At 59.0% G+C, this 25,297-nt stretch carries 21 protein-coding genes and 1 pseudogene; 11 read left to right on the forward strand and 11 right to left on the reverse strand.

Annotated features, from left to right (window positions below; genetic code table 11):
* The first annotated feature begins 7 nt into the window (after positions 1 to 7).
* The 10 genes from VM554_11090 (at position 8) to VM554_11135 (ending at position 14,737) form a co-directional block, all read left to right on the forward strand.
* Positions 8 to 3,712 carry a TonB-dependent receptor gene (locus VM554_11090; GenBank protein HVJ08921.1) on the forward strand — a complete coding sequence of 1,235 codons (3,705 nt, stop codon included), beginning with the start codon at positions 8 to 10 and terminating at the stop codon, positions 3,710 to 3,712.
* A 90-nt stretch (positions 3,713 to 3,802) separates the two neighbouring features.
* Positions 3,803 to 5,299: a sodium:solute symporter gene (locus VM554_11095; protein HVJ08922.1), complete on the forward strand. Its 1,497-nt coding sequence runs from the start codon at positions 3,803 to 3,805 to the stop codon at positions 5,297 to 5,299.
* A 4-nt stretch (positions 5,300 to 5,303) separates the two neighbouring features.
* Positions 5,304 to 6,179, forward strand: coding sequence for an N-acetylmuramic acid 6-phosphate etherase (gene murQ, locus VM554_11100; protein HVJ08923.1), 876 nt, complete (start codon positions 5,304 to 5,306; stop codon positions 6,177 to 6,179).
* Between the two features lie 40 nt (positions 6,180 to 6,219).
* On the forward strand, positions 6,220 to 8,589 hold the full coding sequence (locus tag VM554_11105; protein HVJ08924.1) for a serine hydrolase: 2,370 nt from the start codon (positions 6,220 to 6,222) through the stop codon (positions 8,587 to 8,589).
* A gap of 5 nt (positions 8,590 to 8,594) precedes the next feature.
* Positions 8,595 to 10,436 carry a glycoside hydrolase family 3 N-terminal domain-containing protein gene (locus tag VM554_11110; protein ID HVJ08925.1) on the forward strand — a complete coding sequence of 614 codons (1,842 nt, stop codon included), beginning with the start codon at positions 8,595 to 8,597 and terminating at the stop codon, positions 10,434 to 10,436.
* Positions 10,433 to 11,434 (forward strand): SH3 domain-containing C40 family peptidase, encoded by a 1,002-nt coding sequence (locus VM554_11115; GenBank protein HVJ08926.1) that lies wholly within the window; start codon positions 10,433 to 10,435, stop codon positions 11,432 to 11,434. Before VM554_11110 ends, VM554_11115 begins: the two co-directional genes overlap by 4 nt.
* Complete coding sequence (locus VM554_11120) at positions 11,431 to 12,549, forward strand: dipeptide epimerase (protein ID HVJ08927.1); 1,119 nt, start codon at positions 11,431 to 11,433, stop codon at positions 12,547 to 12,549. The genes VM554_11115 and VM554_11120 overlap by 4 nt, the downstream gene beginning before the upstream one ends.
* Positions 12,550 to 12,684: 135 nt before the next feature.
* Complete coding sequence (locus VM554_11125; GenBank protein HVJ08928.1) at positions 12,685 to 13,485, forward strand: GntR family transcriptional regulator; 801 nt, start codon at positions 12,685 to 12,687, stop codon at positions 13,483 to 13,485.
* 164 nt (positions 13,486 to 13,649) lie between these two features.
* Complete coding sequence (locus tag VM554_11130; protein HVJ08929.1) at positions 13,650 to 14,231, forward strand: DUF416 family protein; 582 nt, start codon at positions 13,650 to 13,652, stop codon at positions 14,229 to 14,231.
* A 371-nt stretch (positions 14,232 to 14,602) separates the two neighbouring features.
* Positions 14,603 to 14,737, forward strand: a complete 135-nt coding sequence (locus VM554_11135; protein ID HVJ08930.1) for a hypothetical protein — start codon at positions 14,603 to 14,605, stop codon at positions 14,735 to 14,737.
* A 782-nt stretch (positions 14,738 to 15,519) separates the two neighbouring features.
* Here the strand turns inward: VM554_11135 and VM554_11140 are convergent.
* From VM554_11140 to hemQ, 6 genes are all read right to left on the reverse strand, one after another.
* Positions 15,520 to 15,765 (reverse strand): DUF3147 family protein, encoded by a 246-nt coding sequence (locus VM554_11140; protein HVJ08931.1) that lies wholly within the window; start codon positions 15,763 to 15,765, stop codon positions 15,520 to 15,522.
* Positions 15,766 to 15,782: 17 nt separating this feature from the next.
* Positions 15,783 to 16,316 (reverse strand): inorganic diphosphatase, encoded by a 534-nt coding sequence (locus tag VM554_11145; protein ID HVJ08932.1) that lies wholly within the window; start codon positions 16,314 to 16,316, stop codon positions 15,783 to 15,785.
* A 735-nt stretch (positions 16,317 to 17,051) separates the two neighbouring features.
* Positions 17,052 to 17,402, reverse strand: a complete 351-nt coding sequence (locus VM554_11150; GenBank protein ID HVJ08933.1) for a DUF3175 domain-containing protein — start codon at positions 17,400 to 17,402, stop codon at positions 17,052 to 17,054.
* 326 nt (positions 17,403 to 17,728) lie between these two features.
* Entirely contained in the window at positions 17,729 to 18,679 is a 951-nt protein-coding gene (locus tag VM554_11155; protein HVJ08934.1) for a PfkB family carbohydrate kinase, read from the reverse strand.
* A gap of 218 nt (positions 18,680 to 18,897) precedes the next feature.
* Positions 18,898 to 19,236 carry a hypothetical protein gene (locus tag VM554_11160; GenBank protein HVJ08935.1) on the reverse strand — a complete coding sequence of 113 codons (339 nt, stop codon included), beginning with the start codon at positions 19,234 to 19,236 and terminating at the stop codon, positions 18,898 to 18,900.
* Between the two features lie 280 nt (positions 19,237 to 19,516).
* On the reverse strand, positions 19,517 to 20,362 hold the full coding sequence (gene hemQ / locus VM554_11165; protein ID HVJ08936.1) for a hydrogen peroxide-dependent heme synthase: 846 nt from the start codon (positions 20,360 to 20,362) through the stop codon (positions 19,517 to 19,519).
* A gap of 129 nt (positions 20,363 to 20,491) precedes the next feature.
* Here hemQ and VM554_11170 point away from each other — a divergent pair.
* Positions 20,492 to 21,076: pseudogene (locus tag VM554_11170) on the forward strand (class I SAM-dependent methyltransferase).
* Between the two features lie 58 nt (positions 21,077 to 21,134).
* On the opposite strand, the gene VM554_11175 reads toward VM554_11170, so the two are convergent.
* Genes VM554_11175 through sufD form a run of 5 tightly spaced genes read right to left on the reverse strand, consistent with a single transcriptional unit; the run spans position 21,135 to position 25,288 of the window.
* Positions 21,135 to 21,629, reverse strand: a complete 495-nt coding sequence (locus VM554_11175) for a carboxymuconolactone decarboxylase family protein (protein ID HVJ08937.1) — start codon at positions 21,627 to 21,629, stop codon at positions 21,135 to 21,137.
* 14 nt (positions 21,630 to 21,643) lie between these two features.
* Positions 21,644 to 22,174, reverse strand: a complete 531-nt coding sequence (gene sufT / locus VM554_11180) for a putative Fe-S cluster assembly protein SufT (protein ID HVJ08938.1) — start codon at positions 22,172 to 22,174, stop codon at positions 21,644 to 21,646.
* A 38-nt stretch (positions 22,175 to 22,212) separates the two neighbouring features.
* Positions 22,213 to 22,656, reverse strand: coding sequence for an SUF system NifU family Fe-S cluster assembly protein (locus VM554_11185; GenBank protein ID HVJ08939.1), 444 nt, complete (start codon positions 22,654 to 22,656; stop codon positions 22,213 to 22,215).
* Positions 22,656 to 23,912 (reverse strand): cysteine desulfurase, encoded by a 1,257-nt coding sequence (locus VM554_11190; GenBank protein HVJ08940.1) that lies wholly within the window; start codon positions 23,910 to 23,912, stop codon positions 22,656 to 22,658. Before VM554_11190 ends, VM554_11185 begins: the two co-directional genes overlap by 1 nt.
* A complete protein-coding gene (sufD, locus tag VM554_11195) occupies positions 23,909 to 25,288 on the reverse strand; it encodes a Fe-S cluster assembly protein SufD (protein HVJ08941.1) in 1,380 nt (459 codons plus the stop codon). Before sufD ends, VM554_11190 begins: the two co-directional genes overlap by 4 nt.
* Positions 25,289 to 25,297 lie beyond the last annotated feature (9 nt).

The raw sequence follows: 25,297 nt of genomic DNA on the forward strand, positions 1-25,297 counted from the left end.
AACAAGAATGACTCACAAAAGAAGAATGCGTTTTGTTGCCCTGCTTGCGATCCTCGCCCTGGCGCTTGGTGGCCGGATTCTGTCCGCCCAGAGCAGCGTATCGGGCGCTATCAGCGGTACCGTCTCCGACTCCAGCGGTGCAGTGATCTCCGGCGCCACTGTGACCCTCACCAACACGGATCGCGACCAAGTAATCCGAACGCTCACGACTTCATCCACCGGCTTTTACACTGCGGGGTCACTGCCGCTCGGAACCTATTCGGTCACCGTCGCGTCCCCTGGTTTCAAGACCGAGGTGATCACCGGCCTGGCGCTCCATGTGAGCGATTCGCTCACCGTCAACCGCACCCTGAAGCCTGGAGAGGTGACCGAAGTTGCCCGCGTCACCGCCGACGAGGCGCGCGTGAATCTTGAGGACGCCACTGCAGCCGGCTTGATCAATGGCGAGCAGATCAGCGAAATGCCGCTCATCACCCGCAATTACGAGAGCCTCATCAACCTTCAGCCGGGTGTGGCCTTTGGCGGCTCGAGTGATCAGCTCAACCGCGGTCCCAACAGCCCCACGGGCGGCTCCAGCACCGTGGCCTTCTCCATCAACGGCGGTCGCACCACTTCGAACAACTGGACCATCGACGGCGCGGACAATCTGGACCGCGGCGCGAATTTGACGCTCTATACCTACCCCAGCCCCGACGCCATCGCGGAGTTCAAGACGCTGCGCGGCCAGTACTCGGCGCAGTTTGGCCGCAACGCCTCGGGCCAGATCGACGTCGTCACCAAGTCCGGCACCAACGCCATCCACGGCAGCGCGTATGAGTACCTCCGCAACGACTACCTGGACGCGAACGGCTATTACAACAACTTCAAGCACATTCCCATCACCAAGTACCGCTACAACGACTTCGGCTTCTCGTTCGGTGGCCCGGTGTATCTGCCGAAGATCTACAACGGCAAAGACAAGACATTCTTCTTTATCTCGGAAGAGTGGCTGCGCGACATCACGTATTCCACCGGCACGGCCATTGTGCCTACGGCGGATGAGCGCAACGGTGACTTCAGCAACAGCGGCTATCTGTCCGGCACTGCCTGGACGACGGGCCCGATCAACGTCTGTACGGCGTTTACCTACAACACCACCAACCAGACCAGCAGTTGTACCGCCGCTGGCACCAAGGTTACAAATATCTCGCCAGCCGCGCAGGCGTATCTCAAGGACATCTACAGCGTCATTCCGAATCCGGACGTGGCAAAGAATCTTGCCCAGAACCAGGACCCGCACTCCCTTTCATCGACGATTTCGAACCACTTCAACAACCTCAACACCGTGGTGCGCATTGATGAGCAGGTCGGTCAGAAGCTGAGCGTTTTCTACCGCTATCTGCATGACACTTTCCCGTCTTTCCAGGGCTCGGGCACCTTCGTGGCCATCCCCATTCCGGGTCTGTCCGCGACGGTAACTCAAGCGCCGGGTACGCAGCATCTAGCACATGGCACCTATGTTTTTTCGCCAAGCCTGATCGCCAACCTCGGCTACGCTTACTCGAACGGCTCGATTCTCACGCAGCCGCAGGGTGTGCTGCTCTCTTCGCGGTCGAAGGACATCAACATTGCACTGCCCTACACGAGCACCGTCGGCGTGGTGCCGACCATCGCCGTGAGCGGCATGACGACGCTGGGCGGCGGTGTGGTCTATGTGGATCACGGCATCAATCACCAAGTCTTCGGCGACGTAGCCAAGACCTGGCGGAATCACATGTTCACCGCGGGCTTTACCTACAACCACTATGAGAAGCAGGAAAACAGCGCCGGTGGTGGTAACCAGGGTTCTTTCAGCTTCACCAACGACGCTTCCTATCCCATCATTGGTAAACCGGCATCATCGAGTATAGGGACCGTGCAGGCCTTTGCGAACTTCCTGCTCGGTAATGCCAACAACGGCTTCTCGCAGAGCTCGCGCAACATCCACGTCGACGTGCAGTCCAATCTCTGGGAAGGCTTCCTGCAGGATGACTGGAAGGTTCGCCCGGGCCTGACGTTGAACCTCGGCGTGCGCTACAGCTACTTCGGCCAGCCCTTCGACGGCAATCGCTACCTAAGCAACTTCGATCCTTCCACCTACTCGGCCGACAAGGCGCCAACCATCGCCGCCAACGGCCTGATGTGCTTTACTGGACCCTGCAATCAGACGGGTAGCAATGCAGGCCTCTCGGCCTCACCGAACTCTAACGCCGACTACGTGGGCAAGAACTACATCAACGGCATGATCTTCGGCAATCCGAGTTCAGCAAACAATAACCAGGCCTCGCCCTATGGCAACAAGGTGGGCAAGGCCGGCAATCTCAACTTCTCACCGCGCGTCGGATTCTCCTGGGACGTCTACGGCAACGGCAAGACCGCGCTCCGCGGCGGCTACGGTCTCTCCTATGACCAGGCCGAAGTGAGCTATTACGAGACCACGATATTCAACAATCCGCCTGCGGTCGCAACCTACACGCAGACTAATTCGGTACTCGATAACCCGACCAGCGGTACCACCTCCAACACCCCATCCACGGCTCCCGGACGCATTCAGGGGCTTCCGCTGAACTTCCAGACGCCTTACGTGCAGCAGTACTCGCTCGACATCCAGCAGCAGATCACGCCGTCATTCCAGTTCGATATCGGCTACTTCGGAACCCACGGTACTCATCTGCTCGGCATCCTCGAGATCAACCAGCCAAAGCCCGGAGCTTGGCAGGGGGTGGTTGATCCGCGCTCAGCCAGCTCGGGCTGCTCCACCACCTACGGCGGCGTTACTGTACCCGCCTTCCTCAACTCCACCTGCGATCGCGTCCTGAATCAGATCAAGCCCTACCTCGGCTACTTCGCCATCGACGCTATGCGCTCAATCTTCAACTCCAATTACAACGCCCTGCAGGCGAAGATCACAAAGCGCTTCACCGGCAAGACCTATATCGACGCAAACTACACCTGGTCGCGTGATTTGACGAATGCCCAGGCTGACTATTCCGGAGTCATCCAGAACATCTACAACATCAACGGCGAATACGGCCGTGCAGCGGTGGACCGCACCCACGTCTTCAACATGGATGGCGTTTTCGAAGAGCCATTTTTCCGCGATCAACGCGGCTTTGCTGGCCGTGCGTTTGGCGGCTGGGAGATTTCCGCGATCCTCTCCATCAACTCTGGACTTCCGCTCACGATTTCCGACAGCGGCGGCTCAACGATCAGCTACAACCTGCCGGGCGGTGTGGCCAGTATCTATAATGGCCAGATTTCCGGAGGACTCGTCACCGATAACGCCGGACTAAGCGTGCTAGGCAACACGAACGCTGGCCTCCGCCCCAACCAGATCGGCGATCCGAACCACGGCCATGGCATCAAGATCCACAACAAGGCCTACGGCTCTTCGTCTGCGCCTTGGTTCTACACTGGTGCTTTCGCGGCACCTGCTCCCACCAGCCCGATCCCAGGCAACGCCCGCCGAGGGACCATCGAGGGCCCCGGCTTCATCCGCCTCGACGGTGGCATCTTCCGCAATTTTCGCATCTATGAAAGGCTGAACTTCCAGCTCCGCGCTGAAGCCTTCAATGCGCTCAACCACACCAATGTGAACTCCGTCGGTACCAACGCGACGTCCAGTACCTTCGGCCAGGTAACCGGCTACCGCGATCCGCGCATCCTGCAGCTCGCGGGCAAGTTCACTTTCTGAGACTGCCTTTGGGCATATAACCCGGCTGCTTCGCCCCGCGGCGCGCAGCCGGTTCTTCGAATAGAGAAACCGAGTGCGACAGGGATACGAATGGGATTGAACGGCCTGGATCTTGGCATAGTCGTGCTCTACATGATCGGCGTCACGCTGTTTGGCCTTCGCTTTCGCGGTGCCGCCCAGACGCTAAAAGGCTACTTCCTGGCCGACAACGCCATTCCCTGGTGGGCCATCTCCCTATCCATCGTCGCCGCGGAGACCAGTACACTCACCATCATCAGCGTGCCCGGCATCGCTTACGACGGCAATTTCAGCTTCCTCCAGCTTGTCTTCGGCTTCCTGATCGGACGCATCGTCGTCAGCTTCCTCTTCATTCCGCGCTACTTCAGCGGCCATCTCGTCACCGCCTATCAGCTTATGGAGCAGCGCTTCGGCCAGCGCCTCCGCACCCTCACCGCGGGCATCTTCCTCGTCACGCGCGCCGCTGCTGAAGGTGTGCGCGTTTTCGCCGTCGCCATCGTGGTGCGCATCGCACTCGGCGGCATGCTGACCGGCCTCAGCGACTTGCAGCGCGACGTTGCCGCTATCGCTGTCGTCACAGTACTCACTCTCATCTACACCTTTGAAGGCGGCATCCGCGCAGCCATCTGGACCGACGTTTTGCAGCAGACCGTTTACGTCACCGGGACCATCGTTGGCCTCTTCACCGTTCTTCATCTCGTCCCCGGTGGATGGTCCTCTGTTCATGCAATCGCCGGAGGCGCAGGCAAGTTCCGCATTCTCGACTTCTCCTGGAATCCCACCGTTAAATACACGTTCTGGTCCGGGATCATCGGTGGCGCCTTCCTCACGATGGCCAGCCACGGTACCGACCAGCTCATCGTGCAGCGCCTGCTTGCCGCGCGCAGCGAGCGTCAGTCGAAGCTTGCGCTCATCATGAGTGGCGCCGCCATCCTCATCCAGTTCTCACTCTTCCTTCTCATCGGCGCCATGCTCTTCGTTTACTACCGCATCTCGCCGCCTGCGCACGCGTTCGCGCGAACTGACACCATCTTTCCCGAGTTCGTCGTCACGCACATGCCGCACGGCATCAGCGGCCTGCTCATCGCCGCCATCCTAGCCGCGGCCATGTCCAACCTCAGCGCTGCCGTCAACTCGCTCTCCTCCATCGCCATCGTCGACTTCTACGCCCGCCTGCGGCCCCAGTCCAGTGAACGGCAACGGATGCGCCTCTCGCGACTTGCCATCATCGTCTGGGGCCTGGTGCTCTTCGCTCTCGCTCTCATCGCGCGCCACGGCGGACGCGTCATTGAAGTGGGACTCTCCATTGCCTCGGTCGCCTATGGCGCGTTGCTCGGTGTCTTTCTACTCGGCGTGCTGACCAGGCGTGCAACCGAGCGCGGTGCCATCGTTGGCATGGTCTGCGGCTTCGCCCTCGATTTATATCTCTGGCTTGGAACGCCAATATCTTTCACGTGGTATGTCGTGCTTGGCAGTGCCGTTACCTTCATCGTCGGTTACGCTGCCAGTTGCGCCCCGCGGCCTGCAGTCGCGCCCGAACTTGTGGGGAACGAAAATGCAAATAGGTAAGCTCATGACCGAGCGTCGGAATCCGGCCACGCTGAACCTGGATTCCATGACTCCGCTCGAAATTGTTTCGGCAATGAACCGCGAAGACGCGCTCGTGGCGCCTCGCGTCCGCACTGCTCTGCCGCGTATCGCTGAGGCCGTTGAACTGATTGCCGAGCGCTACGCGCGCGGTGGCCGCCTCATCTACGTCGGCACCGGAACCAGCGGTCGCATTGGCGCGCTCGACGCGTCAGAGTGTCCGCCGACCTTCGGCATCAGTCCGCGCCGGGTGCAGTTCCTCATCGCCGGCGGTGAGGCAGCCCTTGTGCATGCCACCGAGGCCAGCGAAGACTCCGCCGCGTTAGGTCGTCGCGACATGGCGCGCAAGCGTCCGGGCCGCCGCGATGTCATCGTGGGCCTCGCCGCCAGCGGCTTTACGCCCTACACCGTTAGCGCACTCGAATTCGCGCGCAGCAAGGGCGCCGCCACAATCGGCATCGCCTGCAATCGCGGTTCCGGCCTCGGCCGCATCGCCGACATCGCCATCGAAGTCGAAGTCGGTCCCGAAGTCCTCACTGGCTCCTCGCGTCTCAAGGCTGGCACCGCGCAGAAAATGATCTGCAACATGCTCACCACCGGCGCCATGACGCGCGTTGGGTATGTGAGCAGCAATCTGATGGTGAATCTCGTTCTAAAGAACAAAAAGCTTGAGCAGCGTGGCATTGCGATTCTCGAAACGCTGGCCGGCGTCGACCGCGCCACCGCGATCGCCAGCCTCGAGAAAGCAGGTAACAAATTGCCCGTTGCGCTGGTCATGCTCAAGGCGGGCGTCAGTCGTACGGCGGCTGCGCGTCGGCTCGCGCGAACCAAAGGAAATGTACGTGCGGCAATCGAAGGGTGACATGCGGAGAATGGACAAACTAAGTCGGAGGTGGTGTGCGATGGGTGGTCTGTTGCTGGCGCTGGTTGCGCCGGCATGGAGCGCAGCATCCGCACAGTCCGGGACCAGGCAGCCCTTCACCGACGTGGACGCGATCGTGCAGCAGGCCGTCGAGCAGGGCAAAATGCCAGGCGCAGTCGTGCTCATCGGCCACCACGGTAAGGTCGTCTATCGCAAGGCGTACGGCTTCCGCTCGCTTGAGCCAGCGCAGGAGCCCATGACGGTCGACACGATCTTCGATCTTGCCTCCCTCACGAAGTGCATCGCCACCGCCACGGCCGTCACGCAGTTGCTCGAATCCGGCAGCATCAAGCTCAACGATCCTGTCGCCGCCTATCTGCCCGAGTTTGCACAAAATGGCAAGGGCAACATTACCGTGCGTGAGTTGCTCACGCACTACTCCGGCCTTGCGCCCGACCTCGATCTGACGGCGCCATGGAAGGGCAAAGAAACCGCCTTCGCGATGGTCATGGCCTCGCGCCCCGTCAACCCGCCCGGTACGCGATTCGTCTACAGCGACATCAATTTTGAAACGCTCGGCTTTCTCGTCGAACGTGTCACTGGTGAGCTACTCAACGAGTACGCGGCGAGGCACATCTTTGCTCCTCTCGGCATGCACGAGACCGGCTTTCTCCCTCCGGAAGCGTGGAAGCCGCGCATTGCGCCCACGCAATACGACGAGAACGACGCAATGCTGCGCGGCACGGTCCACGATCCTACCGCGCGGCGCATGGGTGGTGTGGCTGGGCATGCTGGTCTGTTCTCAACTGCAGACGATCTCTCCCGCTTCGCCGATGACCTTATGCACGGCCACACGATTCTCAGCGAAGCCGCAGTCGAAAAAATGTCCACGCCGCAGCAGCCTGCCACGGCCGCGAGCTTGCGCGGCCTTGGCTGGGACATCGATTCGCCCTTTGCCAGTAATCGCGGCGAACTACTTCCTGTTGGCTCCTTCGGCCACACTGGCTTTACCGGCACTTCGCTCTGGATCGATCCTGTCACTGACACCTACATCATCCTGCTCACCAACGCGGTCCACCCCAGCGGCCACGGCTCTGTGATCTCGCTACGCACGCGCGTAGCCACCGCTGTCGTGCGCTCGCTCGACCTCACCGCTGGCGAGCGCGAGCAGTATCGCCTCGCGCGCATCACCGGCTACAACGAATCGCTCATGGCCGATCGCAGCTTCACTGTGCGCAACGGCACGGTCAAGACGGGGATCGACTTGCTTGAAGAGCATGCCTTCCGCGAACTGCATCCCGACGCAGCACATCCCGTGCGCATCGGTCTCGTCACCAACCAGACCGGCCTCGATGCCTCAGGCCGCCGTACCATCGACGTGCTCGCGCATGCTCCCGGCCTGCACCTTACTGCCATCTTCAGCCCAGAGCACGGCGTCGCTGGCGCGCTCGACACCACCGCCATCGGCGACTCGCGCGACGCAGCAACCGGAGTGCCGGTCTACAGCGTTTACGGTGACAGCGACGCCAAACGCCGCCCCACCGCCGCTGCACTTGCTGATGTCGATATCCTCGTCTACGACATCCAGGATGCAGGCGTGCGTTTCTATACGTACGAGACGACCCTCGGCTACTTCATTGAGGCTGCTGCAAAGACTGGCAAGGAGATCGTCGTCCTCGACCGGCCAAATCCATTAGGAGGCAGCGTGGTGCAGGGACCCATCTCTGATGCCGGATCGGAATCGTTCGTTAACTATGCACAGATTCCCGTGCGTCACGGCATGACCATCGGTGAACTCGCGCGCTTTGATAACGGCGAGCGCCATCTGGAAGCGAAGCTCACGGTTGTGCCGATGGAAGGCTGGATGCGCGGCGACTGGTTTGACTCGACTGGCCGCGTGTGGACGAATCCTTCGCCCAACCTCCGCAGCCTCACTGAAGAAGCGCTCTATCCTGGCATTGGCATGATCGAGGGCGCGAACATCTCCGTGGGCCGCGGCACAGACATGCCGTTCGAGCTGATCGGTGCACCCTGGATCGATCCTGCCGTGCTGGCCTCCTATCTCAACGCGCGCAGTATTGATGGTGTGCGCTTCGTGCCCATCCGCTTCACACCATCGTCATCCGTGTATGCGAACCAGTTGTGCGGCGGCGTCAACATCCTACTCATCGACCGCGACCGCGTAGACGCGCCGGAACTTGGCCTGGAGATTGCCGCAGCGCTGCTCAGCTTGTATCCCAGCCAGTTCCAGGCTGCGAAGCTCGGCACGTTGATGCGCAACGCCGCCGCGCTAAAGGCGCTGCTCGCAGGCGACGATCCACGCCGCATTGACGAAGACTGGCAGGACGCGAATGTTCGCTTCGCAGCCATCCGCGCAAAATATCTGCTCTATGGAGCCGCCGAGGAATGAGAGCCATGCACATTGCCGCAACTGGAATGAAGACGAAGGCGCTGCTTGCCTGCACGCTGCTGCTGGCCTGGTCGTATCCCGTAGCGCTCGCCGCACCGCCGGCAGCGCTGCATCTCGATCGCAAGGGCGAGCGATGGGCCGCGAAAACACTCCGCCATATGCCGCTTGAAGAGAAGGTCGGCCAGATGATCATGGTCTGGGCCAAGGTTCGCTTCCTCAACGACGCGAGCCCCGAGTACGTCGCGCTGCATGAGGAGATGGACCGCTATCACGTGGGCGGCTTTGGCGTCACCGTTGAGGTGGATGGCGCACAGTTGCTCAAGAGCGAACCGCTCGAAGCTGCCGCACTCACCAATCATCTGCAGCGCGACTCGAAATATCCACTGCTGTTTGCAGCCGACTTCGAGCGCGGCCTTTCCATGCGCCTGAACAGCGCCACCGCCTTCCCGGCCGCCATGGCCTTCGGTGCTGCGGGCAACCCCGAACTGGCCCGCGAGTTTGGCCGCATCAGCGCGCTCGAAACGCGCGCCATCGGCATTCACTGGAACTGGTTCCCCGTAGCTGACGTGAACTCCAACCCGGCCAATCCGATTATTGATACGCGGTCGTTCGGCGAAGATCCATCGATGGTCAGCCGCATGATCGACGCCTACATCGAAGGCGCCCACCAGTCCGGCATGCTCACCACGGTCAAACATTTCCCGGGGCACGGCGACACTGATACCGACTCGCATCTCGCACTTGCCCGCGTCACCGGTAACCTCGATCGTCTCAACTCTGTCGAACTCGCTCCCTTCCGGAGCGCCATCGCCGCAGGGGTCGATTCCGTCATGGTTGGCCACTTGCTCGTTCCAGCCATCGAGTCTGACGCCAATCTTCCCGCCAGCATCTCCCCTAACGTCATCACCGGGCTGCTCAAACAGAAGCTCGGCTTCAACGGGATCGTCGTCACCGACGCGCTCGACATGGCGGGGCTCACAAAAGTCTTCAGCGGCAGCAAGCACGAAGTCTCCGCGCAGGCGGCCGTCGCCGCCGTTCGCGCCGGCAACGACATGATCATCATTCCCGGAGATCTCGACGGCGCCTACACCGGCCTGCTCAACGCCGTCCACAGCGGCCAGATTCCCGAGAGCCGCATCGACGCCAGCGTGCGCAAGATTCTGCGCATGAAGGCCGCGCTCGGCCTCGAGCACAACCGCCTGGTCAGTCTCGCCGATGTAGAAAAGAACGTTGCCCTCCCGGCAAGTACGGCTTTCGCGCAGAAGGTCGCCGACGAAGCCATCACTCTTGTCGCTGACTCCGAACGTCAGCTCCCACTTCCACCCGCGTCCGGTGTGGTCGCCGTCATCTTCACCGACTACACGCGCGGCAGCGAGGGCAGCCGCGTCTTCGTGAACGAGTTGCGCAAGCGCGCGCCGGATGCGCAAATCTTCTGGGTCAACGAGTCCAACGCCGAATCTGTTCAGGCTGGTGTGCTCGCTGCTGCGGCGAATGCGCAGCACGTGATTGCGCTGGCCGAGGCCGTGCCCAATCCGCGGCGCACCACCGAAGGCCGCAGCGGCGGCTCGGTCAATCTAGATGCCGGACCGCTGCAACTTCTTTCGAAGATGGTTGAGACTGCAGGTGGCAAGACCGTCCTCACGGCCTTCGGCAATCCCTACATCGGCAGCGAGGTTCCTGGCCTTCGTGCGTACGTGTGCACGTTTTCCAATACCACCAGCTCCGGCATCGCTCTCGTGCGTGCGTTGTTCGGCGAAATCCCCATCCACGGCCGCCTTCCGGTCAGTATCCCCAACGTTGCTGTACGCGGCATCGGCTTCGACCGCAACGCAACGGCGTTGCAATGATCGCGCACAGGAGACGCAAACAGGTGCAGAAGGCAGCGACGAACGCATGGCAATCGAAACACAATGCAGAGAACATCGTGACGATACTTGGCCTCTTTTGTTCAAACCACGCGCAGTCTCTCGCAGGCGGCATTGCGGTGCTTCTAGCCCTGCTCCTGTCCGTGGCCGCTGCAGTCGCGCAGAAGTCCACCCCTCAGTCTGACCTGGTCATTGCGCAGCCGGTGGCCAATATGCACGCGCACGCAGCCGCCGAGAGCGAAGTCGTCTCGCAGGTGCTCTACGGCACCGGCGTGCTCGCGCTTGAAAAGCAAGGCGACTGGACGCATGTACGTACTGCCGACGGTTACACCGGATGGGTCGCCGCTTCCGACATGCGCCCGCAGGGTGCCACGCTGTATGCCCCAGAGGGCCGAAGCATCCACGTCGTCGCGCTCAGCGCCAACATCTATGAAGAGCCCGACGTCACGCGTCGCCCGGCGTTGCTGCAATTGCCATGGGAAGCGATCCTCGAAACCGTGCCTCAACCCTCGCCACCAGATATCCGCTGGCTCAAGGTGCGGCTCGTCGATCACCGTACCGCCTGGGTGCAGCGCGGCGATGTTGGCACGGATACCGCGCCGCTCACCATCGACGAGACCATCGCCCTCGCGCGTCGCTTCCTCGGCGTGACCTACACGTGGGGCGGAGTCAGCAGCTTCGGTTTCGACTGTTCCGGGTTCACCCAGATGCTCATTCGACGCCGCGGCATCGAAATGCCCCGCGACGCAGATCTTCAGGCGACGTGGTCGGGTGCTGAGCCCGTCGAGCGCAAGGATCTCGCGCCAGGCGATCTGCTTTTCTTCGGCGCGAGTCCAGCGAAAATTACACACACCGGCATGTACATCGGCCACGGTGAATTCATTCACGACACGACTCACGATCATCCAGGCGTGCAGATCAGCCGGCTGGATGACATGCCGTGGACAAAGTTGTTTGTGGCAGCGCGGAGAGTGAAATGAATCGACGGCAGTATCTGAAGATGAGCGGAGCGGCGGCGCTGCTGCCGCTGGGAGCCATGACCATGACAACTGATGCGGCCGTGTCCACAGGGCCATCCAAGGTCGAGTGCACTCTCAAGCGGCTCAACCTGCGCCACACGTGGACGACCACTATGTCCTCCAGTGAGTATCGCGACACCGTCCAGCTCGCGCTTACGCGTGACGGCATCACCGGCTACGGCGAGGGCGCGCCAATCGTCCGCTACAAGGAATATCCTGAAACGGCGAAGCAGGCCATCGATGCGAACCTTTCGAAGATCGCCGTCGGCGATCCCTTCCAGTACCGCAAAATGCTCGCTGGCGTGCGCGAGGCGCTCGGCGAGCATCAGCACGCTGCTCTTGCTGCCGTAGATCTCGCAGTCTTCGATTGGCTCGGCAAGAAGCTCGACGTGCCGCTCTACAGACTGTTCGGCATTGACCCTGCTGACGCGCCCGTCACTGACTTTTCCATCGGTATTGACACACCCGAGATCACGCGCCAGAAAACTCGTGAAGCTGCGGAATTTGCCATCCTCAAAGTGAAGGTTGGCCTGAAGACTGACGAGGAAACCATATCCGCTGTCCGCAGCGTCACGAGCAAGCCGTTGCGCGTCGATGCGAACGAAGGTTGGACCGACAAAGAAGAAGCCATCCGCAAGATCAACTGGTTGGAGTCTCAGGGCGTCCAGCTCGTCGAGCAGCCCATGCCGGCGCACATGATCGAGGAGACGCGCTACCTGCGCAGCAAGGTCCATCTGCCGATCATCGCTGACGAAGCCTGCACCGACGTCAGCATGATTCCTCATCTCGTGGATGCCTACGACGGCATCAACGTGAAGCTCGACAAGTCGGGCGGCATACTCGAGGCGCTTCGCTGGATCGAGGTTGCACGCGCCGCAAAGATGAAGGTGATGATTGGCTGCATGGTCTCCAGCTCCTGCACTGTCACGGCTGCTGCTCACCTGGCCGCTCTCGCCGACTACGTCGACCTGGATGGAAACCTCCTGATAGCCAACGATCCGTGGCAAGGGGTACGCGTCGAAAAAGGAAGACTGTTGTTGCCCTCCCGGTCGGGACTGGGCCTCATCCCGACATAGCGCGGGTTTTGGAGGATTAGGATGAGATCACCGAGAGTATCCATGCATGCGCTGTCGCCGGTGATTCTTTATTGCGCCGGGGGGCCGGGCGCCCGAACAAGTGCGGCGGCATAGGAAGTCGAGGTTTGTTTGAGCATGGTTCGATCTGAAAAGCGAGTCCAGAAAGCAGCAGAGGCAGGCGGGCGCATGCCGCATCTCGACCGCAGAAGCGGCATCCCACTCTACCATCAAATTCAGCAGCATCTGCTTCGTCAAATCGAGTCTGGCGAGTTGCCGCCGGGCACGCCCATGCCCGCCATCGACAAGATCGCGCGCCGCATGGGCGTTAGCCTCATGACCGTGCGCCAGGCCGTCCGTGCACTCTCTGAGATGGGCGTCGTCTATAGCCGCCAGGGGAAGGGAACCTTCATCTGCGGAACCAAGCTCGAACGTGACTTTCGCCAGGTGCTCTCCTTCACCGAGGAAGCCGGGGCTCGCGGTGCCGTCGCCAGTTCGCGCGTCCTCTCGTTCGAGGAACAGAAGCCTGAGACGGATGTACGCAAAGCGCTGCGTCTGCGCTCCGGCGAGCGCATCTACTGCCTGCGCCGCGTGCGCTATGGCGACACCGTGCCCATGGGTATTGAGAGCAGTTGCCTTCCTGTGCGTCTCTGTCCCGGCCTTCCGCAAAAGCTCAACCCCGAAGGCTCGCTCTACGCGGCGCTCGCTGAGCAATACGGCATTCAGCTGATGGTCACCGACGAAGTCGTTGAAGTGGGCAACGCCAGCGCCGAGGAAGCGCGTCTGCTCGAGGTGGCGCCACGCAGTCCCGTCTTCTTCTTCACCCGCACGTCGTATCTCGAAGATGGTACTCCGGCCGAGTACGTCAAATCCGTCTATCCCGGTGACCGCTATAAGATCGTGAACCGCCTTATGCGGCTCAAGCGCATCCGCGTCTGAGCCTCCGCCGCGTCGTGGCATCTCGACCGATACCATTACTACGACCGGAGTAGCCGCGAGCAGAGGGATTTGTCCATCTTGTGCGGATTTCTTGAGGACTGCGGGTGTTGCAGCCCTGAGTGCCCTCAAAGGAGTCCTCCCGTTCTAAAGAGCATGGAGACGCGATGATCAGCGAAGAAAACCTAGTTTCTATAGCGAGCCTCTCCCCAAAGAAGCAACTTGCTTTCGCTCTGTTGGTTTTTGAGAGGATGCTGCCAAGTCTGGTTGCCTTTTCGAAGGACACAGGCTTCGACGACTCTTGCTACTTGCAAGCCAAAGATGCGGCATGGGCTACCTTGCAGAATGGACCAGTGGACCGATCATTAAGCGAGGCATGTCTCAGAGGCGCACCGGACACCGAGGATTACTCTCACGACCTAACCTCATACGCCTTGAACGCTGCCCTTGCGATGAATGACATCATGGAGTTTACGCAAGATGGTTGTGCCGACCACATCACTAGCGTTTCAACGCTTGCCGGAGACTCCCTGTACCTCTACCTAAGCAGCCTGGAAGACTCGGTTGTGTCCTCACCCGAAGAGGATAGCCAGATCGCTTCCCATCCCTTAATGCAAGAGGAGCATCGCCGGGAAGAAGCGGACATCAGGTTCCTTGCTGACCTTCCAGAGCAGCTCTCCGACGAGACGATCCTATCCTTAAGGGCGCGAGCGGGTACTCAGCCCCCCTTGCTTCCTCTCGCGTTGTAACCTCGCAGGCCGCCTTCCGGGGCGGCCTTGCCGTCTGTGCCAGCCCACAGTTCCGTCTCGCAGCCAGCATCCCAAGAACTGCGCCGCTTACGGCGTCGGCTGTAGGGTGACACGTCACCCCGCGCGGGTTGCTGCGAAGTTGCTGAAGGTTACTGCGGAGGGAACCATCAGAAAACAAGCGGCTAAGAGGAAAAATCTCTGAAAACGGGTTACTCTGAGAGCAACCTGGCGTTGGTGATGGGGTAACTTGATGACTCCCCTTCCCTTAGCAAGAAAACGGCTCCGTACGGCCCGTTGCCCGGCACGTTGCGGCACGCTGGCATCGTGCGGCCTGAATCCCGGCCCCAATCCCCAACCCAATCGAATCGGCGGTGAGCTATGAAAGCCCCGTTGGTACCAAGTCCATCGGCATGAAGGTGAGCGAGGCGGAGTTCGCCATGCTGGAGGAGCGAGCGCGTGCCAACGGGCTGACGCTCTCGGAGTGGGTATCTGTTGCATCTGGGTGAATGGAGACCCGTTATGGAGCCACACTTGGCGTACTTCGTTTACCGGAGTCGTTTGCTGGGGCTTCGGCAAAGTTTTCCGGCGTGGGTGTGGCGACTCTATCCAGGCCATAAGTCGATCGCTGAATTTCGGAGGATGCACCGCGATGCGATCGCTGCTGTGGGAGAGGCGCTGGTGCGGTTTCGCAGCGCGCGCGCAAGGTAGTTTCTTTCGCTGCACACGACATTTCCAGGTTCGAAAGTTCAACTCATCTCGCGTGGTGGAACAGGCGTTTTCGTCGGACCGCCCACAAGGTGGTCGCGATGCAGATCCAGGCGAGCGCAGCGGCTGAAATGACGACATAGGCATTATGCGTTGGCATGCCTTTCCATAGGATCCATGCGAAAGCGGCGAGCGCAATGCATCCAAGCGCTGCTCCAGCCGCATCGATGCTGGCCGCAACCCGACCGCGGATCGTGCCATCGAAGCCCAACTTTGCCTTTCGCTTTCTTTCATGGCTCTCAATAAGACTTGCACCAGATGGGAAAATGGCAGGAAACGCGAGAAAGAGGCCGCCGACCGAAGGGCCATATCGTTTTGCCATGAGGCCCGCAAGGACTGTACAGCCACCTCCAAAGATAAAGCTGACCGCATATTCGCTGGGTCTAGTTTGTTTGAGAGAAGACCACTTCATTTTGATCAGGTCAGGCCCGCCTCGCCAGCCAGTACCACAATCCAAATGATGTTCCTGCCCAAACGGGTAGAAGACAGATCGTGGTCAAGAGAGTAGCCGACTTGTATTTCATCAATACCCAGCAAACCATGCTTGCATAGGTGAGAATCCGACCGCTCCCCACACCATTGAGTGCGCCTCGATCGACGTGTATTGCGGGCCGTTCCTGGCAATCGTCAATCCGATCGTTGCCAGGGCAACAGAAGGAGCTGCGCCAAAAAGCCCTGCGAAACTCTTCGGGCGCAGGACGTCTCCCAAAAGCGCAAACAAACTAACTATGGTCCCTCCGATAAAAAATCGAATGATCAGTTCACTCATCTGCAACCTCAGATGATCTAAGCAGCTTTTCTGGCCTGCGTGATGAGGCTGAAAGCTGCCTCTGCGCCTTTGCACCCGAGCAACCGGTACTTCTTGCCCTCGAGATTGTGATAGTTCACAAAGAAGTCTTCCAGTTCGTGAACAAACTTATCGGGAAGGTCACTTAGTTTCTGAATATTGGCGTACATATGATTCGCTTCCGCTACGGCGACGATTCTGTCGTTCCGGATCTTCTTCTTGCCGTCGAGTTGCTCACCTTCGATGACTCCAATGAGGCGCGCGCGAATGGCACAGCCGGGAAAGGCGGGCTCATCCATCAGCAGCAGAACATCGATGGGATCTCCATCCTCGGCGCGGGTCCGCGGCAGGAAACCGAAATCATAGGGAAAGACCATTCCGGCTGGAAGAACTTTCTTCAGAGCGAAGATACCCTGGTCCGGATCGAAGGCGAACTTATTCCTGCAACCCTTTGGGGTCTCTACAACCACTTGAAGAATGCCATGCTTCTTATCGACGGGCTGTAGCTTTGTAGGATCCGCAAGACTCTTCACGTGGTTTCCTCATCTCCTTGTTTCGTCTATCTGCTTCCATGGTGAAGGCGGTGCTTCCGCAAATGCTCCCCTTCGAGTGACCGGGTTTCGGATTCAGTGGGCATGTCTTCAAAGGGCTAACTGATCACCCGCATAGCCTGGCTTTCTCAAAATAAAATGAAGGCCGTGGTTTACACGGAGGATCAGTCATCCTTTTTAGCGTGTGTGAGCGGCCTTTTGTCCTGCATTTCGGCGTCCAGCTTTTCGCTTTGTCTGAACCGCCTTCATTGCTGCGTCATGCCGCTCTCTGCTGGTTCGTTTCCGGGCAGCAGTGCGCGACTGTGCAGAGAGCGAGCGGTGGGACGCAGTAGAGCGAGGCTCTCTTTCGAGTACCTTTTCGCGGGCATGGGAAGCACGTGGAGAAGGCTCCGATGCGGCGTGGGATTGCCCTTCCTCGTAGGCTCGCTCTGCACTTTTCCGGGTGCTTTCTTTGGTTTTGCCCTTCTTGGGCGGGCGGTTTCAAAGGAATACCAGCGCGCCTTGCTTTGCTGAGGCCGATGGCAATGGTCTGCTGCGGTGAACGTGCGCCATGCTTGCCTTCGCGCACATGTTCAATCTCTTCATGTACAAATTCACCGGCCGCGGTTGATGGCGACTTACCTTCGCGTAGATCTTCTTTAGCTCGTTCCAGAGTGGATTTATCCGGCATTGCGATTCTCCCTTCTGTCTCGTTGCGAACGTCAACACGACCTTGCTCTATGCTGCCCTCTTCCTATGAGCTTCCTTCTCGCCATTCCTCTTCTCTCGATCCTTAGCCGCCACGATTCGTTCGTGGAGAATCTTCTTGGCATCTTCGAGCACCTTCAGTCGACTGGCGGACAAATTCTTGCCGGCACGGTTGATGTAGAAAGTCAGCATGCGCATGCCCGATGAAGGTCCCTTAGGCGATACTTTCTTCGACGCGAGTTCGCGAGCGATCGTCCTGGCTCCTTTGTTGAACAAGCCAGCCTGAGGGTGAGTGGAATCTGAAGTTACTGCTCCCGACCACTTACGTCTCCCATGGGAGTTCCGGTGAGAGTCGCTCTTTGTCGCATTCTGAGTGGGCATCGTTGCTCCCTCCATTTCTTTTCAGATGCGCGGCATCGTCAATACGATGACCAGAGTCGTCGGCCGCATCCATTACGACGCAATCGGACTCCGCTATCTGCGGGTGCTACTCGGAGAGAAGACGCGGGATCCCTTAGAGGGCGCTGTTCCCCGGCTACCCGCTGACCTCAATTTCCTTTGATTTTCTTCGTACTGGGGGCCAAGGCTCGATCCTTACATCTTGCCAGTCAGGATATGAACAGGCTGCAAGGGAACTGAACCTGTCGTCTGAACCATCTCCATGCGGCTCACGGATGTTGTCTCGAATTGCGGCGTGTCCTGAATTGCTAAGTGGCTGCACGCACCAGGTCGTAGATGGGGGTATAGCGAGTTCCGGTCGCCATCAGCTCTTCAATGCGCTCGATGGGTTGTATTCCGCCTCGCGCGCCTATTCCCTTGCAATTCAGTGCTGCGGCGGCACAGGCAAAATCGAGCTGCCTCTGTACCGGCCAGCCCTGTAACAACCCAAAGATAAAGCCGGCATGGAAGACATCTCCTGCGCCTGTGGTGTCCACGGCCTCAACGCGATATGCGGGTGCGTGGTAAAACTGCAGGCCATCGCAGGCCAGCACGCCGTCCTCGCCCAGAGTTGCAGCGGTAAAGCGGCAGCCGAACCGGCGCTGCAGCGCAGGCAGCGACTTCTTAAGATCGGGCTCGCCCAACAGCCGCTCTGGCATATCGCGGCTGACGATCAGGTAGTCGATCTTCTCCAATAGCTGTTCGACGCCAGGGTATGGATCATCGAGATCGGCAATGACCGGTATACCCGCAGCTCGTGCCCAACCAGCTGCCACGGTTGCTGCTGCTGTGTCGTGTCCGTCGACGTGCAGCGCGCGGGCATCCAGAATCCATTCCCGCTCGATCTCCTCTGGGCGCAGCGTTAGACGGTCATCCCGCTTCCACAGCACGGTGCGCTCGCCAAAGTCATCTACCAGGATGAATGCCTGCTGGCTTGCACATCCCGGAGCGGTGAGGAGCCTCGTCTCGACGCCCAGCCGGGCAAACTCCGACCGGTGCAGCTTCGCAGCAGAATCATCGCCCAGTTTGCCGACATATCGCGTGCGCAAGCCCCATTGCTGGCAGGCCACCATCGCGCTGGCTACCTGTCCGCCCGGCATCACATTCGCGGAGCGAAATTCAACCTTGGAGCCGGACACCGGATACTGCGAGACGGGTATCAGGGTATCCGTAGCATTCAGTCCGACACCTACAACGTCTATCCCAGGTGTTTTTGTCATCACTTCTAGGTTAAATCGAAAGCGCGTCTTCTGGCTCACAAAGGCTAAGCGGGCCGACGGATTCTCAGCGGCGGCTCAGCCAGATGAATGACTTGCCCGCATGGAATCTGCTTTTCTATGCGGGCAGCCTCTCAAGACACACTTATCCTACCGGCCCTGGATCGCTCATGACTCCGTGCACATCGGCTCCGCCGCGTGCATAGCAGATGTAGTCAGGGCTACAGCAGCTTCACCGAAGTTACTTTCAGCATATCGCCATCCACGTCGCCGTTCACATCCACGCGAAGGTGATCCTTCTTGTCGGAGGCCTTTAACGCTTCAATGATCTCTTCATTGCCCTTGGCGTCAAACTTCAAAAATCTGTGGTCAGGGGCAAGGATTCCAAACCCGCTGTTCTGGCATTTGAGAGCACAGCTCCGCGTATGAGAATCCGGATCTGCTGCTACTTTCTTTGAGCAGTTCACGTCGACTACCGACACATCGTGGAAGCTTTCGGCAGCGGCTATCGAGGGAAGCGCCACCATTCCCAGTAACACGAGACCTGCAAGTGCCTTCATAACTCCTCCGCTTTGTCCTTTGTTGGCCAAGGCAGCTCAGATTTGTAGGAGCCCGTAATCGTTCTGCTTGCACACGCAAAGAAAATCAGCCTCGCATTGCGAGGTCATAGGACACGCAGCAGATTCGCTGCAATATCCAGCAACCAGAGCATCACGATATGCGAATCTTTGTCCACAGAGAAGAAGCAGAACACCGGCAATGATTTCCACCACACCAACATCCAGTGATGTCGGCAACATGCAGTGCTGCCGGTGTTCTTCGATATTTCGCGGAGAAGTTCTAGTCAGCATCCTCGATACTGCCCATGAGCCAGTTGCCCAACTTCTCGATGGGCAGCCTTATCCCTACATAGAACGGTCCAAACGCCGCGTACAGCGCGCTGGATTGATCAAAACGCATCTCATAGATCAGCTTCTTAAAGACCACGGGATCATCTGCAAACAGGTCCACTCCCCATTCCCAGTCATCGAGCCCAATCGATCCGCTGATGATTTGCCGTACTCTGTCTCCGTAGCTTCTGCCGATCAGCATGTGATCGTGCATCATGCGCTGGCGCTCCGCGATAGGCACCGTGTACCAGTTGACCTGCTCGCCGCGCCTGCGGTCCATCGGGTAAAAGCACAGATGACTGGCAGAAGGAATTTCCGGAAAGAGGCGCGTCGTCAACGCGTCGCTCTGCCGCTTCAACACTTCGTCGATCGCCGCATCCCACTCCGGTGTGTGTTCCTTCAATCCCTGGGCCACCAGTGCGCCATAGGTCTTCATGGAAGATTCGTATAGCCCCAACTCCACCACCGATAGATACGAATGAGTCGGCGTAAGGAAGTTGTGGAATTCGCTGCGGGCCAGCTTCAGCTCGGCCTGGTTCAGCGCTTTCACGGAGTCGCGAAAGTGAACAAGCAGGAGGTCGCCTTTGTGTCCGAGCATGGAAAACAGCGCAGACCGCACCGGCCCATTGCTGCTCCCGGCGCGCTCCAGGTCTTCGAGCGTCCGAATCGACTCTTCTACAATCCGCTGCCGCTCAGGAAGAGAAATACTCCGCCATGCCTTCCAATCAAAACGAAACATTTGATGGAGAACGCTGGAACCTTCAATCGTTAACGGGACAGGTGGGAATTCAGCCAATTTGTACCTTCCTTCTCTAGCCTATTGTTCCATACCTGTCTGGATCTTTGGAACCCTTCCCACTCCTGTTGGCGGCAATGACTTATGTCATAGGGGGCGCATGTAAGATCGCTCGTAGAAGCTCGGAACTTATGGAGAGGCTCGATGAATCGATTGCACCGATGGTATTGCCGCTCCGGTCATTGGAAGCAGCAGCTGGAGAATGAGATCCTGCCCTGGGCGCTCACGGGTGTGCAGTTAGGCGACGATGTGCTGGAAGTAGGCCCCGGACCGGGCCTCACCACGGAGTGGCTGCTGCGTCGTGGCGAAAGGCTTACCTGCATCGAGATTGATCCGGCATTGGTCGGTTCTCTTCGTCGGCGTCTCAACAATCCGAACCTTTCCGTGCATTGCGGAGATGCGACTGCGATGTCCTTCCGCGACCGCACCTTCTCCGCCGCGGTGTCGTTCACCATGCTGCATCATGTGCCTTCGTCCGCGTTACAGGATCGGCTCTTTGCCGAGGTGTACCGCGTTCTCCGGCCTGGAGGCGTCTTCGCCGGAATCGACAGCACGCAATCGTGGTTGATGCGGATCTCCCACGTTTTCGACACTATGGTTCTCGTGGACCCTGCGAAACTACAAAGCCGGCTGGAATCAGCCGGCTTTGCGGACGTAAAGATTGAGGTTGACGCTTTAAGATTTCGATTCTTCGCGCGGCGCCCAGCGGAGTGATGCTGGAAGCAGCCCGCGTGAGCGTGTCGCGCGATCTTTGTTTCTAGCGACCCGGTTTCTAGCGACTCGCAGCGGTTTCAGCCACTGCGTTTTCCGTGTGTGCATGCGGCTGGTAGGTGCCGGGTACAGCACGGAAGCTGACTGCCAATCGGTTCCATCCGTTGATGGTGACGATTGCCATCGTCAAATCAACCAGCTCTTTTTCATTGAAGCAGGCGCGCGCCTGCTCGAAGACATGGTCGGGAACATGCTCCTCGCCCACCAGTGTCACTGCTTCGGTCCATGCCAGTGCCGCTCGCTCTCGTTCGGTATAAAAAGGAGTCTCTTCCCATGCCGCCAACGAGTAGAGTCTCTGCTCCGTCTCACCTGCTGCGCGTGCGTCCTTGTTGTGCATGTCCAGGCAATAGGCACAGCCATTGATCTGCGAAGCCCGCACCTTTACGAGCTCAAGCAAAGGGTGCTCCAACCCGCAATGCCGAATGTAATTTTCCAGCCCCCACATGGCTTTCAGGGCTTCCGGAGAGGCTTTCGCGTAATCCAGTCGTGATTTCATTCTGTCTCCTTTCCTCAGTCTAGTCCCAATTGCAGCCGCGCCGCTTCCGACATCAGGCCCGGATTCCACGGCGGATCGAATACGACTTCCACGTGCACGCCGCTTACTGTCGGCAGGCCGGAGAGCTTCCTTTCGATATCCGATCGCAATACGTTGCCCATGCCACAGCCTGGAGCTGTCATCGACATCTTGATATCGATCTGGTGATGGTTGTCTTCTCCATTCACTACGCAGGAGTAGATCAATCCCAGATCGACCAGGTTGACGGGAATCTCTGGATCGTAGACCGTCCTTAACTGGTTCCACACCAGCTGCTCGCTGAAGACCTGGGGAGATTCGCTGTGCTCCGGTACGACCATGCCCAGCGCATCCGCGTCCTTGGCGTCGACTCGCATCAGTTGCCCAAATTCATCGGAGACAGTGTGGCTGCCTCCCAGGCTCTGCATAATTGACACTCGCGTACCCGCCGCGAGCAGGCGCGGATATCCGTTCGGAATTTCTGTGGCGGTACACGCGCGCGTCAGCGCAATTCTCTCGATGCTCATTTGCTCTCCTTAGAGATGATCCGATGCATCCGCCGAAGCTACTCCGTAGAAGCTATCTGCTTTTCCTTGAGAGCGGCCTGCAATGTGTGCCATGCCAGCGTGGCGCACTTCACCCGCGTGGGAAACTCCGCTACGCCGGCAAACGCTGCCAGCTTGCCGAGGCTCTCCACGCTGTCTCTATCCTGCCCGGTCACAACTTCATGAAATTTGTGGAAGAGATCTTCGGCTTCCGCTGCCGTCTTGCTCTTGAGCGCCTGGCTCATGATGGATGCGGACGCCTTTGAAATCGCGCATCCCGAACCCTGAAAGGAGACGTCGCGAATGGTATCGTCGTCCATCTCCACAAAGACCGTGTAGTGGTCACCGCAGAGCGGGTTGTATCCCTCAGCCTTACGGTTCGCCGTCTTCATCGCGCGAAAATTCCGCGGGTGCTTGCTATGTTCCAGAATTACGTCCTGGTACAGATCCTGCAGTTCCGACATCAGGCGAAAACCTCCTTGACCTTATAGATGCCGGCAACCAGAGCATCGATCTCTTCCCGCGTGTTGTACATGGCAAGAGAAGCGCGTGCCGTTGCTGGAACTCCAAAGCGCTGCATCAAGGGTTGAGCGCAGTGATGTCCGGTGCGGATCGCGATTCCCTGGCGATCCAGGATCGTACCGATATCGTGCGGATGGATGCCCTCCAGTACAAACGAGAGCACGCTGACCTTGCGCTTTGCTGTGCCGATCAGCCGCAGCCCAGGTATCGATTGCAGGGCCTGCGTTCCATAGGCCAGCAACTCATGCTCATGAGCGGCAATTTCCTCCAACCCAATTCCATTCACGTATTCGATTGCGGCTCCCAGCCCTACAGCACCGGCGATGTGTGGCGTGCCTGCCTCGAATTTGTAGGGAAGGTCGTTATAGGTTGTCTTCGCAAAGGTGACGGAGCGAATCATGTCGCCCCCACCCTGGTAAGGCGGCATGGCATCCAGCAATTTTTGCTTGCCGTACAGAACTCCAATGCCCGTGGGTCCGTAGAGCTTGTGGCCGGAGAAGGTATAGAAATCGCAGCCGAGCGCGCGCACGTCTACCTTTTCGTGCAGAATGGCCTGCGCTCCATCTACCAGCACGGGAACGTTCCACGCATGAGCCATCTTCACAAGCCGGCCAATGGGATTGATCGTTCCCAGAACATTGGAGATGTGAACGAGCGAGACGAATTTCGTTTTCTCGTTCAGCAGCTTTTCAAATTCGTCGACCAGCAACTCGCCGTCGTCATTCACCGGAATAATCCGCAGGCGCGCACCCTTTTCCTCGCACAACATCTGCCACGGCACAATGTTGGAGTGGTGCTCCATCTCCGTAAGGATGATTTCGTCTCCAGCTCCGATATGCTTGCGCCCATAGGTCTGCGCAACCAGGTTGATGCCCTCCGTGGCCCCGCGAACAAATACAATCTCGCGGGAATCGGCAGCATTCAAAAAGTGCTGCACCGTTCTGCGCGCTGCCTCGTGGGCCTCTGTAGCGGACTCCGATAGCAGATGCACGCCGCGATGAATATTCGCGTTGTTATAGGAGTAGTGCTGGGCAATTGCATCGATGACTGCTTGTGGTTTTTGCGCGGTGGCGGCATTGTCCAGATAGACCAGCGGATGCCCGTGCACCTTGCGGCGCAGTATGGGAAAATCCGCCCGTACCTTCTCCACGTCGAAGCTTTCCCGCATACGGGGAATACTGCTTGCAATTGCGCTCATCTTACTTCCTCCCACGCGCGACCCGTTTCCAGCCCCCTGCCGATGGTTGGGTTGACTCCTCCAGGCAGAGATTGATGAATGATGCTTTCGATGTGCGTCCGCGCTGCGCCTTCAGCCATGCGCCCTAGGCACTCCCCAGCAAATGCGAAGAGCAGCAACTTGCGTGCTGAACCTTCCTCGATTCCCCGCGAGCGCAGATAAAACAGCGCCTCCTCGTCGACCTGGCCGATGGTTGCGCCATGGGTACACTTCACATCGTCGGCGTAAATTTCCAATTGCGGCTTGGTGTCGATCTGCGTGGAATCCGACAGCAGGAGGTTGCGGTTGGTCTGCTTGGCATCCGTCTTCTGTGCGTCTTTGTGAACAATGATGCGGCCGTGGAAGACGCCGTGTGCTTCTCCATCCAGGATGCCGTTGTAAAACTGCCTGCTGTTGCAGTGAGGGCTCACATGCTCCAGCAGCATGTAGTTATCCATGTGCTGATGCTGCTCGCCCACGAACAGGCCATTGAGGAGGCACTCGGCTCCCTCACCCGCCAGAACCGGATGAATATTATTGCGCACCAGCGCAGCGCCCAGCAGCACGGAGTGCGATCGCACATTGGCACTGCGGGCCTGCTGTATGCGCAAAGTAGATACGTGGAACGCTTCCCGGTTCTCCCGCTCGATCACATGATGCGACACTACTGCATTCTCTTCTGCCACCAGCTCTGTTACGAGATTCGAAAAGAACACTCCTTCGCCAAGCGAGACATGCTCTTCCACGATGTCCACCTGCGTACCTGTCTCGGCGACAATCAGATTTCGCGGATAGGCGATCTGCGGTTCTCCATTCCCCACCGATACAAACAGCAGGTGGAGAGGCGCCTTGAGCACGGTTCCTTTTGGGATGCGGATGTACGCACCATCTTCGAGAAATGCGGTGTTCAGGCTGCAGAAGGCATCCCGCTGCGTGTTGAGGTAGCGTCCCATGTGCGATTGAAGTGCGACTGCATTGCTCGAAAGCGCCTCTGCCAAACCGCCTGCTTCCACCGTGGCGGCGCAGTCCGCTCTCTCGGAGAGTTGCGGAGCGAAGTGTCCATTCACAAAGACCAGCATGCAAGCCGCACCTGGCATCCTGAAGGGCTCCAGCCTCTCCCTGGCAAATTCGCTGCTGCGATCTGCCGCGGGGCTGAATGTTTCGCGTGCGATCGCTGCCACGTTCGTGAAGCGCCAGTCCTCATCCTTGAGCGTTGGAAAACCCACATCGCAAAAGCGAGCAAAGGCGTTTTGCCTCAGAGTGCGTAGCCAGTCGGGCTGTTGCAGGGTACGGTGCTCGAGTTCGCGGTACGCTTCGGCGTAGCTGCCGAGGCCTACGACCTGTGTGATGGCGCCCATTCACTTCCT

It is taken from the genome of Acidisarcina sp., assembly GCA_035539175.1.
Taxonomy (GTDB): domain Bacteria; phylum Acidobacteriota; class Terriglobia; order Terriglobales; family Acidobacteriaceae; genus JANXZS01.